The sequence below is a fragment of the Leclercia sp. J807 genome (genome assembly GCF_009734465.1).
Lineage (GTDB): Bacteria > Pseudomonadota > Gammaproteobacteria > Enterobacterales > Enterobacteriaceae > Enterobacter.
Genome location: NZ_CP046446.1, coordinates 2,223,402 through 2,236,656, shown reverse-complemented (window position 1 = coordinate 2,236,656; position 13,255 = coordinate 2,223,402). Strand labels below are relative to the sequence as shown.

At 57.8% G+C, this 13,255-nt stretch carries 14 protein-coding genes; 5 read left to right on the top strand and 9 right to left on the bottom strand.

Going from position 1 to position 13,255, the window contains the following annotated elements; all coding sequences use genetic code 11:
- Window positions 1-114: 114 nt before the first annotated feature.
- Window positions 115-1,311 (top strand): sugar transporter, encoded by a 1,197-nt coding sequence (locus GNG26_RS10820; protein WP_156238669.1) that lies wholly within the window; start codon window positions 115-117, stop codon window positions 1,309-1,311.
- 39 nt (window positions 1,312-1,350) lie between these two features.
- Here the strand turns inward: GNG26_RS10820 and GNG26_RS10815 are convergent, their stop codons facing one another.
- Window positions 1,351-2,016, bottom strand: a complete 666-nt coding sequence (locus GNG26_RS10815) for a MarC family NAAT transporter (protein ID WP_103824447.1) — start codon at window positions 2,014-2,016, stop codon at window positions 1,351-1,353.
- A gap of 257 nt (window positions 2,017-2,273) precedes the next feature.
- On the opposite strand from GNG26_RS10815, the gene marR reads away from it, so the two are divergent.
- Genes marR through marB form a run of 3 tightly spaced genes read left to right on the top strand, consistent with a single transcriptional unit; the run spans window position 2,274 to window position 3,379 of the window.
- Complete coding sequence (marR, locus tag GNG26_RS10810) at window positions 2,274-2,708, top strand: multiple antibiotic resistance transcriptional regulator MarR (RefSeq protein WP_103824448.1); 435 nt, start codon at window positions 2,274-2,276, stop codon at window positions 2,706-2,708.
- Window positions 2,709-2,726: 18 nt separating this feature from the next.
- Window positions 2,727-3,110 carry an MDR efflux pump AcrAB transcriptional activator MarA gene (marA, locus tag GNG26_RS10805; RefSeq protein ID WP_139156372.1) on the top strand — a complete coding sequence of 128 codons (384 nt, stop codon included), beginning with the start codon at window positions 2,727-2,729 and terminating at the stop codon, window positions 3,108-3,110.
- Window positions 3,111-3,163: 53 nt separating this feature from the next.
- The gene (gene marB, locus GNG26_RS10800) at window positions 3,164-3,379 is read left to right on the top strand and encodes a multiple antibiotic resistance protein MarB (protein WP_103179554.1); all 216 of its coding nucleotides are present in this window, start codon (window positions 3,164-3,166) and stop codon (window positions 3,377-3,379) included.
- Between the two features lie 32 nt (window positions 3,380-3,411).
- Here marB and eamA read toward each other — a convergent pair whose 3' ends face one another.
- Complete coding sequence (gene eamA / locus GNG26_RS10795; RefSeq protein ID WP_156238668.1) at window positions 3,412-4,311, bottom strand: O-acetylserine/cysteine exporter; 900 nt, start codon at window positions 4,309-4,311, stop codon at window positions 3,412-3,414.
- Between the two features lie 191 nt (window positions 4,312-4,502).
- On the opposite strand from eamA, the gene ydeE reads away from it, so the two are divergent.
- A complete protein-coding gene (gene ydeE, locus GNG26_RS10790) occupies window positions 4,503-5,696 on the top strand; it encodes an efflux MFS transporter YdeE (RefSeq protein ID WP_156238667.1) in 1,194 nt (397 codons plus the stop codon).
- A 62-nt stretch (window positions 5,697-5,758) separates the two neighbouring features.
- Here ydeE and zinT read toward each other — a convergent pair whose 3' ends face one another.
- From zinT to GNG26_RS10755, 7 genes are all read right to left on the bottom strand, one after another.
- On the bottom strand, window positions 5,759-6,400 hold the full coding sequence (zinT, locus tag GNG26_RS10785; protein WP_156238666.1) for a metal-binding protein ZinT: 642 nt from the start codon (window positions 6,398-6,400) through the stop codon (window positions 5,759-5,761).
- Between the two features lie 67 nt (window positions 6,401-6,467).
- Window positions 6,468-7,166 carry an urea ABC transporter ATP-binding subunit UrtE gene (gene urtE / locus GNG26_RS10780; RefSeq protein ID WP_156238665.1) on the bottom strand — a complete coding sequence of 233 codons (699 nt, stop codon included), beginning with the start codon at window positions 7,164-7,166 and terminating at the stop codon, window positions 6,468-6,470.
- 9 nt (window positions 7,167-7,175) lie between these two features.
- Window positions 7,176-7,973 carry an urea ABC transporter ATP-binding protein UrtD gene (gene urtD, locus GNG26_RS10775; RefSeq protein WP_103179546.1) on the bottom strand — a complete coding sequence of 266 codons (798 nt, stop codon included), beginning with the start codon at window positions 7,971-7,973 and terminating at the stop codon, window positions 7,176-7,178.
- A complete protein-coding gene (urtC, locus tag GNG26_RS10770; RefSeq protein WP_156238664.1) occupies window positions 7,973-9,046 on the bottom strand; it encodes an urea ABC transporter permease subunit UrtC in 1,074 nt (357 codons plus the stop codon). The genes urtD and urtC overlap by 1 nt, the downstream gene beginning before the upstream one ends.
- Entirely contained in the window at window positions 9,046-10,620 is a 1,575-nt protein-coding gene (gene urtB / locus GNG26_RS10765; RefSeq protein ID WP_156238663.1) for an urea ABC transporter permease subunit UrtB, read from the bottom strand. The genes urtC and urtB overlap by 1 nt, the downstream gene beginning before the upstream one ends.
- Window positions 10,621-10,643: 23 nt before the next feature.
- On the bottom strand, window positions 10,644-11,915 hold the full coding sequence (gene urtA, locus GNG26_RS10760) for an urea ABC transporter substrate-binding protein (RefSeq protein ID WP_156238662.1): 1,272 nt from the start codon (window positions 11,913-11,915) through the stop codon (window positions 10,644-10,646).
- 203 nt (window positions 11,916-12,118) lie between these two features.
- The gene (locus GNG26_RS10755; RefSeq protein ID WP_156238661.1) at window positions 12,119-13,222 is read right to left on the bottom strand and encodes a cobalamin-independent methionine synthase II family protein; all 1,104 of its coding nucleotides are present in this window, start codon (window positions 13,220-13,222) and stop codon (window positions 12,119-12,121) included.
- Window positions 13,223-13,255: the final 33 nt, after the last annotated feature.

The window sequence follows — 13,255 nt, the reverse complement described above, 5'->3', positions numbered from 1 at the left end:
CAGCGATTACTTTGCCACCACAGTGAGATCTGCATCACAAAATGATTGTATTTCCATCAGTGATGGTTTTAAGATCAAAACACCTCATATACGTAACCGATCCCTGACATTCCTATGACAACCAACACAGTTTCCCGCCGGGTCGCATGGCTACGGGTGGTAACGCTCGCCGTCGCCGCATTTATCTTTAACACCACGGAGTTCGTCCCTGTCGGGTTGCTTTCGGACATCGCCAGCAGCTTCGGCATGGAGACGGCGCAGGTGGGGATCATGCTCACCATTTACGCCTGGGTGGTGGCGCTGATGTCGCTCCCCTTTATGCTGCTCACCAGCCAGATAGAGCGCCGCGCGTTGCTGATCGGCCTGTTCGTGCTGTTTATCGCCAGCCATGTGCTGTCGTTCCTGGCGTGGAACTTTACGGTACTGGTGATAAGCCGGATCGGGATTGCGTTTGCCCACGCCATTTTCTGGTCGATTACCGCCTCTCTGGCTATCCGTCTGGCCCCTGCCGGGAAGCGCGCTCAGGCGCTGAGCCTGCTGGCGACCGGCACCGCGCTGGCAATGGTGCTCGGGTTGCCGCTGGGCCGCATTGTCGGGCTATATTTTGGCTGGCGTACCACCTTTTTTATTATCGGCCTCGGGGCGCTGTTCACCCTGCTGTGTCTGATCAAACTGTTGCCTAAACTGCCGAGCGAGCACTCCGGCTCGCTGAAAAGCCTGCCGCTGCTGGTGCGTCGCCCTGCGCTGATGAGTCTCTATCTGCTGACGGTCGTCGTGGTGACGGCCCACTACACCGCCTACAGCTATATCGAGCCGTTTGTGCAGTCGGTTGCCGGATTCAGCGCCCGCTTTGCCACGGTACTGCTGTTGCTGTTGGGTGGCGCCGGCATTATCGGCAGTCTGCTGTTCGGTAAGCTCGGCAACCGTCACGCCTCTACGCTGGTCAGCAGCGCCATTGGCCTGCTGCTGGCGTGTCTGCTGCTTCTGCTCCCCGCATCAGGGAGCGAAATGCATCTGGCGCTGCTGAGCCTGGTCTGGGGCGTGGCGATCATGATTATCGGTCTTGGGATGCAGGTGAAAGTGCTGGCGCTGGCGCCCGATGCCACCGACGTGGCGATGGCGCTCTTTTCCGGCATTTTCAATCTGGGGATTGGCGCAGGTGCGCTGGTGGGGAATCAGATAAGCCTGCATCTGTCGATGGCATCAATTGGCTATCTGGGGGCGATACCGGCGCTGGCGGCGTTAATCTGGTCGGTACTGATTTTCCGCAAATGGCCCGTCGCACTGGAAGAGCAGCCCCATCACGGCTAGCGAGGCGACCGGGTGGCGAAATGCCACCCGGTTCAATGATTAGGGGTAAGTCTGGATAATTTCCAGCACGCCGTTAATGATAAACTGCACGCCCATGCAGACCAGCAGGAAGCCCATCAGGCGGGAGATCGCTTCGATACCATCTTTGCCCACCCAGCGCATAATGGCGCCGGAGCTGCGCAGACAGCCCCACAGGATCACGCCGATAAGGGCGAAGATCAGCGGCGGCGCAAGCATCACCACCCATTCCGGAAAAGTTGACCCGCTGCGCACCGTTGAGGCGGAGCTGATGATCATCGCAATGGTCCCCGGCCCTGCGGTGCTGGGCATCGCCAAAGGCACAAAGGCGATATTCGGCACCTCTTTACCCGGCCTCTCCTCAAGCGCGTCCTGCGCGTCGGTGGTATCCGTCGCTTTTTGCGCCGGGAACAGCATTCTGAAGCCGATAAAAGCAACGATCAGCCCACCCGCGATACGCAGGCCGGGAATAGAGATCCCGAAGGTGTTCATGACCAACTGCCCGGCGTAGTACGCCACCATCATGATCGCGAAGACGTATACGGATGCCATGAGCGACTGGTGGTTACGTTGCTCACGGTTCATATCGCCCGCCAGACCCAGGAACAGCGCAACGGTAGTTAACGGGTTAGCCAGCGGCAGCAATACCACTAGCCCAAGCCCAATTGCTTTAATTAAATCAACCATTTTACTGAGTTGTCCTTATCAAAATTTAACCGGACAAGTATAAGGTTAAACCGCCTGTTTCAGCCACGCACACATCGTAAGTAATATTATCGTTACGGAATCAATTTATTCTGGTGATAGATAGAACGACAAAACGGGCAAAAACTTGATCTGAATCGCTTTAGCAAATCGTGTCATAAGCAAATGCATTCAGTTGACTTATAGTTGCCTGAGCAATAATATCTGCCGTGATTAAACTACTTGCCAGGGCAACCATTGTGAAAAGCACCAGTGACCTCTTCAACGAAATCATTCCGCTGGGTCGCCTTATCTATATGGTTAACCAGAAGAAAGATCGCCTGCTCAATGACTATCTGTCGCCGCTGGATATCACCGCTACGCAGTTTAAAGTGCTCTGTTCTGTGCGCTGCGAAGGGTGTATTACCCCGGTTGAGCTGAAGAAAATCTTATCTGTGGACCTCGGCGCGCTGACCCGAATGATCGATCGGCTGGTCTGCAAAGGGTGGATTGAACGCCGCCCGAATCCGAATGACAAACGCGGCGTGCTGTTGCAACTGACCAGCAACGGCGCGGAAATGTGTGAAAAATGTCATCAATTAGTAGGACAAGAGCTGCACCAGGAACTAACAAAAAACTTAACGGCGGACGAAGTGGCAACTCTTGAGCGTTTGCTTAAGAAAATCCTGCCGTAAACAGAAAGAGGTATGACGATGTCCAGACGCAATACTGACGCCATCACTATTCATAGCATTTTGGACTGGATCGAAGATAACCTGGAGTCACCGCTCTCGCTTGAAAAAGTGTCTGAGCGCTCAGGTTACTCAAAATGGCACCTGCAACGGATGTTTAAAAAAGAGACCGGCCACTCATTAGGCCAGTACATCCGCAGCCGCAAATTAACGGAAATCGCACAGAAGCTGAAGGAAAGTAACGAGCCGATCCTGTATCTGGCTGAGCGTTACGGGTTTGAATCGCAACAGACCCTGACCCGCACGTTCAAGAACTACTTCGATGTGCCACCGCATAAATACCGTATTACCAATATGCATGGGGAATCCCGGTATCTGCTTCCGATCAATCATTGTAACTGCTAATCGCCTGTATTAAGAGCCTGGTGAGTTAGGCTCTAAGACGTATCGAGGAAATCATGAAACTATTCGCTTCCGCCGCCTTTACCGCTTTGGTGCTGGTCTCAGGCCAGAGTTTTGCGGAGCAAACGCCATCCGTGCCGCAGCCACACAGCCGCGACACGATGATTCTGCCGACCGCTAACGGTCAGTCGCCTCACGATTTTAACCATATGGGCGCAGGCAGCGACAAATCCGACGAATTAGGGGTGCCGTACTACAATCAGCACAATTAATTCGTTTTGCCCCGCCCGCGCGGGGCTTTTTTTTAGCTTCTCACCCGCGCCGTCCGGCGCACGCGAAAACCAAAGACATTAATATAGAGCCCTGCCATCACCAGAATTGCCCCTGCAAGTTGCAATGCGCCGAGCTTTTCATCCAACAGCAGCGCCGCGCTGGCGATCCCCACCACCGGCACTAACAGCGACAGCGGCGCCACCCGCCAGGTTTCGTAGCGTCCGAGCAGTGAGCCCCAGATGCCATAGCCGATAATGGTGGCGACAAAGGCCAGGTAGAAAAGCGACAAAATGGTGGTGAGATCGAGAGTGACCAGGCTGTTAAGCATGACCGTCGGGCCATCCATCAGCCAGGAGGCTAGCATAAAGGGCACAATCGGGATGAGCGCGCTCCACACCAACAGCGACATCACCGCCGGACGCGTCTCCAGCTGCATGATCTTTTTGTTGAAAATGTTGCCACAGGCCCAGCTGAATGCCGCCGCCAGAGTCAGTAAAAAGCCCAGCAGCGCGACGTGCTGCCCGTTGAGGCTGGCCTCTGCCAGCACCAGCACGCCGACTACGGCCAGAGCGATCCCCGCCAGCTGCTTACCCTGCAGCCGCTCGCCAAACACCATTGCTCCAAGGATGATGGTAAAGAATGCCTGCGCCTGCAGCACCAGGGAAGCCAGCCCGGCAGGCATGCCGAAGTTAATGGCGCAAAACAGAAAGGCAAACTGACCAAAGCTGATGGTCAGACCGTAGCCCAGCAACAGACGAAACGGGATTTTCGGGCGCGCGACAAAAAAGAGCGCCGGGAAGGCTACCAGCAGAAAGCGTAAACCGGCCAGCATCAGCGGGGGCATATTGTGCAGCCCGACTTTGATCACCACAAAATTCAGTCCCCAAACCACCACGACCAGCAACGCCAGCAGCCCGTCTTTGCGCGTCATACCCTGCCCCTGTTTATTAAATTTTTGTAAACACTTATCAAAGTAACGAAAAAAACGGGCGAGGAACAGATCATTAATTCTGACAGGCAGGCAAAGCACTTAGGGATAAATTGGGTGCTATACAAGATGCTTATGGCGTGATAATCCTGATAGATATTACAAAAATTTACATGCATTTGTCGGGCAGGAAAATGAAACACTCTCTCAGGGGTTCAACCGCAGCGCTGCTGGCGTCATCGCTATTACTTACCATTGGCCGCGGCGCCACGCTGCCGTTTATGACCATCTATTTAACCCGCGTCTTCAACATGAGCGTGGAGAATATTGGTTATGCCCTGACGGTGGCCCTGACGATTGGCGTGGTATTCAGCCTGGGGTTTGGCATTCTGGCCGACAAGTTCGATAAAAACCGCTATATGCTGATCGCCATTACCGCAGTGGCGTTGGGCTTCCTGGCGATCCCGCTGGTGGATAATGCAGTCATGGTGGTGCTGGCATTCTCACTCATCAACTGCGCCTATTCGGTCTTTTCCACGGTGCTGAAGGCGTGGTTTTCCGATGTGCTGAGCCCGGCGGAAAAGGCGCGCGTTTTCTCGCTTAACTACAGTTTTCTGAACATTGGCTGGACCATTGGACCGCCGCTGAGCACGCTGCTGGTGATGTACAGCCTGCAACTGCCGTTCTGGGTTGCCGCCTTCTGCGCTGCGCTGCCGCTGGTTTTAGTTCAGCGCTATGTGCAAAAAAGCGTGGCGGCCGACGGTGAAAACGCCCCGGTGCCGTGGCAGCCGTCAGTGCTGCTTCGTGACCGGGCGCTGTTCTGGTATACCCTTTCCGGGCTGCTGGCCTCCTACGTGGGCGGCTCATTCGCCAGCTGTATCTCTCAGTATGTACTGGCGGCCGATTACGACAGTGATTTTGCCCAAAAGGTGGTGGCCGTGGTGCTGCCGGTGAATGCCGCGCTGGTGGTCTCCCTGCAATACATCATTGGTCGCAAACTGTCGGCACGTAATATTCGCCCGCTGATGACCCTGGGCACCCTATTTTTCGTCCTTGGGCTGGCGGGGTTTATGCTCTCCGGCGAGAATCTGGTCTACTGGGGTATTGCCGCGGCGGTGTTTACCATCGGCGAAATTATTTATGCGCCAGGTGAATATATGCTGATCGACAACATCGCCCCACCGGGCATGAAGGCCAGCTACTTCTCCGCCCAGGCCCTTGGCTGGCTGGGTGCGGCGTTTAACCCGATGATCACCGGGCTGATACTAACCCACCTTCCGCACTGGTCGCTGTTTGTGATCATGATGGTCGCTATTGTGCTGGCGTGGATGATGATTTTGCGCGGGATGCGGATGAAGGCGTGGGTTGAAACGCCCAATTTAATATAGCGCAGAGCTTTAGTAAGCCGGGTAAGGCGCAGCCGTCACCCGGCACACATCTCGCACCGAAATTAATGGTGCAACATCTCCTCAACGACCTGCTCTTTATACATTTCGTTTGGATAGTAGGTTGGCCAGTTGTCCATCTCTTTTAATAACGCCTCGTGGGAGGTGTTGCCCATAAAGATATGGAAATGGCTGGACTGGCGCGGGCCGATAATATGGTCGCTGAACTGGACAAATTTCGGCGCCTGGCTGCTGGCGTCTTTACATTCAAACAGGTAGCGCACCCCTTTTTTACCGGAAGCGTAGGTCAGGATCTTGTAGCCGCTAGAGACATATTCGCAGCTGGCGACGTTATTCCCGCGATGAAATTCCATCACATTATTTTCGATGCCGATGCTCTCTACGTCGGTGGCGTAACCGGTGCGGTAGTAGGCTTTTACCTGATCAAAAGTTTTACTTTTGTCTTTCTCCGCCTTCTTTTTGAATACCGGGTCGAGATCGCCGCTCAGCAGAAACGGATAGACCGACTGCCAGACGCCGTCCCAGTTGGAGAGCGGGCGATCCTTTACATCTTTATCGTCAAATACGCCGTTTGCCGCTTTTTGTTCCGCCTCGGTCATCTGATGTCCGTGGGAATGGGCATACAACTGGCCGCTGACCAGCAGCGCCCCCAGAGTTATTGCAAACTTACCAATATGTCCTGCCAAGATAATATCCTCACTCCGTTTAAGTGAGTGAAGATGTTATAGTATAACATTGCACAAAACAACCCTGTTAAATTGCGACCAGGCCGCGGACACCCTCCTGCTCCATATTCTCCCCGCGCCCGCGCTGGATAATGCTTCCCCGGGACATGAGCAGATAACTGTCGGCCAGCTCGGCGGCAAAATCATAGAACTGTTCCACCAGCAGGATCGCCATATCTCCCCGGTTGGCGAGCTGGCGGATCACCTGGCCGATCTCCTTGATGACCGACGGCTGAATCCCCTCTGTCGGCTCATCCAGAATCAGCAGCTGCGGACGGCTGGCCAGCGCCCGGCCAATTGCCAGCTGTTGCTGCTGTCCGCCTGACAGATCCCCGCCCCGACGCTGCTTCATCTCCTGTAATACCGGAAACAGCCGCCAGATCTCGTCGGGCACCTGCTTCGCCTCGCGAGCCGGAAAGCGCGATAGCCCGAGCAGCAGGTTCTCTTCCACCGTCAGGCGGGGAAAAATGTCCCGGCCCTGCGGCACATAGGCGACACCCGCCTGCACCCGCTGGTGCGGTTTAGCCTGGGTGAGATTTTTGCCCTGCCAGAGGATCTCCCCGTTGCGCGCCGGGATCAGCCCCATCAGACACTTCAGCAGCGTGGTTTTACCTACGCCGTTGCGCCCGAGCAGGCAGGTGACTTCGCCCGGCAGCGCCTCAAAGCTGACCCCGCGCAGGATGTGGCTCCCGCCGTAATACTGATTGAGTTCATTAACCTTTAGCATCCGCGCTCCTTAGCGTCCAAGATAGACTTCAATCACCTGTTCGTTGGCCTGCACGTCGCGCAGCGACCCCTCCGCAAGCACCCGGCCCTGATGGAGCACCGTCACGTGATCGGCAATGGTTTCGACAAAGCCCATGTCATGTTCCACCACCATCAGCGAGTGTTTGCCCGCCAGGGTGCGGAACAGCTCGGCGGTATACTCGGTTTCGGCGTCGGTCATCCCCGCGGCCGGCTCATCGAGCAGCAGCAGATGCGGCTCCTGTACCAGCAGCATGCCGATCTCCAGAAACTGCTTCTGGCCGTGAGACAGCAGCCCCGCCCGGCGATGCCGCTCCCCGCCGAGGCGCAGCAGGCTCAGCATCTCGTTGATCCGGTCCCCCTGCTCGCTGCTCAGCCGGGCGCGCAGGCTGGCCCACACTGACTTATCCCCTTTCATTGCCAGCTCAAGGTTTTCCCATACCGTCAGGGCTTCAAACACCGTCGGCTTCTGGAATTTGCGCCCGATGCCCTGGCGGGCAATGGCTATCGGGTCGAGGGTGGTGAGATCGGTTGTCTGATCGTAAATTGCCCGTCCGCTCTGGGGGCGCGTTTTACCGGTGATAACATCCATCAGGGTGGTTTTCCCGGCGCCGTTGGGGCCAATCACGCAGCGCAACTCCCCCACGCCTATGTTGAGCGACAGATCGGTAAGTGCTTTAAACCCGTCAAAGCTGACGTTGATCCCCTCCAGCTGCAACACCGGGTCGGTTTGATCGCGGTAACGATCCCCGGGAAGCTGGCGGGTAAATAACGCTTCGGCTGGCTGCATTATTTATCTCCTTTGCGTAACAGGCCCGTGACCCCGCGCGGTAAAAAAAGCGTGACGGCAATAAAGATCAGCCCCAGAAACAACTGCCAGTACTCCGGCATCGCCACGGTGAAAACACTTTTTGCGCCGTTGACCAACGCCGCGCCAATCACCGGGCCGATCAGGGTTCCGCGTCCGCCGAGGGCCACCCAGATCGCCGCTTCGATGGAGTTGGTAGGCGACATCTCGCCGGGGTTGATGATCCCGACCTGCGGGACGTAGAGCGCCCCGGCCAGTCCGCACAGCACCGCGGACAGGGTCCAGACCAGCAGCTTAAAGCCGCGCGGATCGTAGCCGCAGAAGGTGAGCCGGTTTTCCGCGTCGCGCACCGCCGTCAGGATGCGACCAAACTTACTTTTCGCCAGCGCATAGCCCACCGCCAGCGAGGCGGCCAGCAGCAGCACGGTGGCAATAAACAATCCGATACGCGTGGTGGTGGCGGTCACGGAAAAGCCCAGCAACGTGGTAAAGCCAGTAAACCCATTGTTGCCGCCAAAGCCCGTTTCATTGCGGAAGAACAGCAGCATCCCGGCGAAGGTCAGCGCTTGGGTCATGATCGAAAAATAGACCCCTTTGATTTTTGAGCGGAAGGCAAACCAGCCGAACAGCAGTGCCAGCAGGCCCGGAACCAGCACAATCAGCACCAGCGCCCAGGCGAAATGCTGGGTGCCCCACCAGTACCAGGGTAATTCGCTCCAGGAGAGGAATGACATAAACGCCGGAAGGCCGTCGCCTGCAGCCTGACGCATCAGGTACATTCCCATCGCGTAGCCGCCGAGGGCGAAAAACAGGCCGTGGCCGAGCGAGAGCATCCCGGCGTAGCCCCACACCAGATCCAGCGCCACGGCGACAACGGCGTAACAGAGAATTTTGCCTACCAGGGTCAGCATCCAGGTCGAAACGGCCAGCGGATGGCTGGCGGGCAGCAGCGCCAGAAACGGCAGCACCAGCAGTGCCGCCAGGATCAGGGCGCCGAGTATCGGTACGCTGCGCGGCGCCTTGCGCGCCAGCGTTAAGGTCAGTGGCTGGCTCATCAGTCAATTACCCTCCCTTTCAGTGCAAATAACCCCTGCGGGCGCTTCTGAATAAACAGAACGATCGCCACCAGAATCACGATTTTGCCGAGCACGGCACCCATCTGCGGCTCGAGGATCTTGTTGAAAATCCCCAGACCAAAGGCGGCCGCCACGCTGCCAGCCAGTTGACCCACACCGCCGAGCACCACCACGAGGAAGGAGTCGATGATGTAGCCCTGGCCCAGCTCCGGCCCGACGTTACCCAGCTGCGACAGCGCCACGCCGCCGAGCCCGGCAATCCCCGATCCGAGCCCAAAAGCCAGCATATCGACGCGCCCGGTGGGCACTCCGCAGCAGGCGGCCATGCTGCGGTTCTGCGTTACCGCCCGCACGTTCAGCCCCAGACGGGTTTTGTTGAGGATGAGCCAGGTGAAAAACAGCACCAGCAGCACAAAGCCCAGCACCACCAGCCGGTTCCACGGCAGGATCAGGCTGGCGTAGACCTGCACGCCGCCGGAGAGCCATGCCGGGTTCGCCACTTCGAGGTTCTGCGCCCCGAAGAGCATGCGCACCAACTGGATGAGCATCAGGCTGATACCCCAGGTGGCGAGAAGCGTCTCCAGCGGACGGCCATACAGATGACGGATCACCGTGCGCTCAAGGGCCATACCTACCGTCGCCGTCAGCATGAACGCCACCGGCAGCGCCACCAGCGGATAAAAAGTGAGCCATTGCGGGGTAAACTGCGCCATTGCCTGCTGCACCAGCCAGGTGGCGTAAGCCCCGAGCATCAGCATCTCCCCATGCGCCATATTGATCACCCCGAGCAATCCATAGGTGATCGCCAGCCCGAGCGCGGCCAGCAGCAGAATGGAGCCCAACGACAGCCCCATAAACGCCTGCCCCAGCAGGTCACTTATCGTCTGACGATGCTGGATCTGGCGCAGGCTTTCCACCGCGGCCTCGCGTACTTCACCATCCGGCTCCGTCTGGGCGTGGGTATAGGGCAGCAGGCGGGCCTGCACTTCCGGATCGCTCGATTCTCCCAGCAGCGTCACCGCCTGCTTGCGCACCGCGGGTTGCGGGCTGGTCAGTTGCAGACTGGCGACGGCGAGGCTCAACACCTCCCGCACCCCATCATCACTTTCACTCGCCAGCTGGCGTTGTAAAAACGGCAGCATCTGCGGCTGGGGATCGCGCTGAAGCTGACGCGCCGCCGCCAGCCTTTCGGTGACACTGTCACCTGTCAGCTGATGGGTAGCGAGCGCGGTGGCGGCCAGCACCCTCAGGCGGTTGGTCAGGCGCACCGCTTTAGGTGAGCCCTGCGCCTGAGCCGCATCACTGAGGGGGATTAACCCGCCCGCCTGGCGGGTAAAAGCGTGTTTGTTGTCGTCGACAACAACATTCTCTTGTTTCAGAGCCTGCAGCAGCGGCAGCCTGGACGGATCCGGCGCGGCGGCCCACTGCTCCAGCAGAACGGCCTGCTGGCTGCGGCTGGCGGCAACAAAATTATCGGCGTCCGTTGCCTGCGCCATCCCTGGCAGCAGTCCGGCAAGCCATACGAGAGCGAAGATCGTGCGCATGACGTTCATGGCTTTACCTCTCTGATCCGGATTCAGTTGCTGGCGGTTTTAATCGGCGTGTCGGGTTTTTTGTCGTTTCCGGCGATGAACGGGCTCCACGGCTGGGCGCGTACCGGCGCTTCGGTCTGCCACACCACGTTGAACTGGCCGTTACCCTCGATTTCACCGATCATCACTGGCTTATGCAGATGGTGGTTGGTGGCATCCATGGTCAGGGTGAAGCCCGACGGCGCTTTAAAGGACTGGCCCGCCATGGCGGCACGCACTTTATCCACGTCGGTGGTGCCCGCTTTCTCTACCGCCTGGGCCCACATATGGATGCCTACGTAGGTGGCTTCCATCGGATCGTTGGTCACGACCGTATCGGCGTTTGGCAGCTTCTGCGTTTTCGCCCAGTTTTTGTACGCCGCAACAAAGGTCTGATTGGCCGGGTTATCCACCGATTCGAAGTAGTTCCACGCTGCCAGGTTACCCACCAGCGGTTTGGTGTCGATGCCGCGCAGCTCCTCTTCCCCTACCGAGAAGGCGACAACCGGTACCTCGGTGGCTTTTACGCCCTGGTTAGCCAGCTCTTTGTAGAACGGTACGTTGGAGTCACCGTTGATGGTGGAGACCACCGCGGTTTTGCCTGCGGCAGAGAATTTCTTGATGCTGGCGACGATGGTCTGGTAATCGCTGTGGCCGAACGGGGTATAGACCTCTTCGATATCTTTATCCTGAACGCCTTTGGAGTGCAGGAAGGCGCGCAGAATTTTGTTGGTGGTGCGCGGGTAGACGTAATCGGTGCCGAGCAGGAAGAAGCGCTTCGCCGCTCCGCCGTCTTCACTCATCAGGTACTCCACCGCCGGGATAGCCTGCTGGTTAGGCGCGGCCCCGGTGTAGAAGACGTTCGGCGACATCTCTTCCCCTTCGTACTGCACCGGGTAGAACAGCAGACCGTTCAGCTCCTCAAACACTGGCAGAACCGATTTGCGTGAGACCGAGGTCCAGCAGCCAAACACCGCCGCCACTTTATCCTGGCTTAACAGCTGACGCGCTTTTTCGGCAAACAGCGGCCAGTTGGAGGCGGGGTCTACCACCACCGGCTCCAGTTTTTTACCCAGCACGCCGCCTTTGGCGTTGATCTCATCGATGGTCATCAGCGCCACGTCCTTAAGCGGCGTTTCGGAAATCGCCATCGTTCCGGAGAGGGAGTGCATGATGCCAATTTTAATGGTGTCGGCGGCCTGCACGCTGAAACTCATCCCCATGGCCATCACAGAGGCCGATAAAGCAAAGGCTTTTAACAAGGTACGACGATGCATAATTTTCACTCCTGAAAAGAAACGCTGTGCGAAATCGTCCGTTACGGCGTGGACGCAGAAAAAGCATTCAGGAGGAGACAGAGCAAAAAGGATGCCAGAACGAAAAAACTGTGGATTCAGGGGGCTGGGGAGAATTCTGAAAGCAGGCGCGGATCAGTATGGCACAGCGTTGCACTTTATTAATGCAACGCTGTGAGAAGCGGTTACCAGACTTCGCTGGCGATTTGCGTGACCAGACGCACCTTGTCCCACTGTTGCGCTTCGGTCAGGGCGTTCCCCTCTTCGGTGGAGGCAAAGCCGCACTGCGGGCTGAGGCAGATCTGATCTTTAGCGACATACTTCGCCGCCTCTTCCAGACGCGCTTTCACCCCTTCCGGGTTCTCCAGCTCGCCGCTTTTGGTGGTGATCAGACCCAGCACGACCTGCTGCTTGCCCGGACGGATAAAGCGTAACGGGGCAAAGTCGCCGCTGCGATCGTTGTCGTATTCCAGGAAGAAAGCATCGACGTTGACGGTGCCAAACAAAATCTCGGCCACCGGCTCGTAGCCCCCTTCGGAGATCCAGGTCGAGCGGAAGTTGCCGCGGCAGACGTGCAGCCCGATGGTCAGATCGTCCGGCTTACCTTCCAGCGCCTTGTTCAGCACACGGGCATAGGTACGCGCCAGCTGGTCCGGGTCGTCGCCCCGCTCGCGGATCTGGCGGCGCTGATCGTCGGAGCAGAGGTAGGCCCAGACGGTATCGTCCAGCTGTAGATTGCGGCAGCCCGCGTCGTAGAACGCGTGGATAGCATCGCGCCAGGTCTGCGCCAGATCGTCGAAGTAGACATTCAGATCCGGGTAGACCGTGGCGTCGATCACCTTACGCCCACCGCGGAAATGCAGCACGCTCGGGCTTGGGATGGTCATCTTCGGCTGGGCATTACCGCTGATGCTCTGCAGATAGCGGAAGTCGTCGAGCATCGGATGGCTGCCGAAGCCCAGTTTGCCGGTGACGCGCACGCCGTGGGCTTTGGTCTGCACGCCGTTAAACTGGATCCCCTGCTCAGATTCGTAGCGCTCCACCCCCTGCAGGCCGTCGAAGAAATCAAAGTGCCACCAGGCGCGACGAAACTCCCCGTCGGTCACCACCTGCAGGCCGCAGGCGCACTGCTGTTCAACCACGTGGCGAATCGCCTCGTCTTCTACTGCACGCAGCTGCTGCGCGTTAATCTCACCGCTGGCAAACTGGATCCGTGCCTGCTTGATGGCGTCGGGTCGTAAGAAACTGCCTACCACATCGGCACGGTACGGGGCGTGTTGTCGCTGCATGTTTTTCTCCTTTAACTGCCGCCAGGTAATTGC

Coding starts and splice junctions, on each gene's coding strand:
- GNG26_RS10820 (WP_156238669.1), top strand. CDS start 115: ATGACAACCAACACAGTTTCCCGCCGGGTCGCATGGCTACGGGTGGTA.
- GNG26_RS10815 (WP_103824447.1), bottom strand. CDS start 2,016: ATGGTTGATTTAATTAAAGCAATTGGGCTTGGGCTAGTGGTATTGCTG.
- marA (WP_139156372.1), top strand. CDS start 2,727: ATGTCCAGACGCAATACTGACGCCATCACTATTCATAGCATTTTGGAC.
- marB (WP_103179554.1), top strand. CDS start 3,164: ATGAAACTATTCGCTTCCGCCGCCTTTACCGCTTTGGTGCTGGTCTCA.
- eamA (WP_156238668.1), bottom strand. CDS start 4,311: ATGACGCGCAAAGACGGGCTGCTGGCGTTGCTGGTCGTGGTGGTTTGG.
- ydeE (WP_156238667.1), top strand. CDS start 4,503: ATGAAACACTCTCTCAGGGGTTCAACCGCAGCGCTGCTGGCGTCATCG.
- urtE (WP_156238665.1), bottom strand. CDS start 7,166: ATGCTAAAGGTTAATGAACTCAATCAGTATTACGGCGGGAGCCACATC.
- urtD (WP_103179546.1), bottom strand. CDS start 7,973: ATGCAGCCAGCCGAAGCGTTATTTACCCGCCAGCTTCCCGGGGATCGT.
- urtC (WP_156238664.1), bottom strand. CDS start 9,046: ATGAGCCAGCCACTGACCTTAACGCTGGCGCGCAAGGCGCCGCGCAGC.
- urtB (WP_156238663.1), bottom strand. CDS start 10,620: ATGAACGTCATGCGCACGATCTTCGCTCTCGTATGGCTTGCCGGACTG.
- urtA (WP_156238662.1), bottom strand. CDS start 11,915: ATGCATCGTCGTACCTTGTTAAAAGCCTTTGCTTTATCGGCCTCTGTG.
- GNG26_RS10755 (WP_156238661.1), bottom strand. CDS start 13,222: ATGCAGCGACAACACGCCCCGTACCGTGCCGATGTGGTAGGCAGTTTC.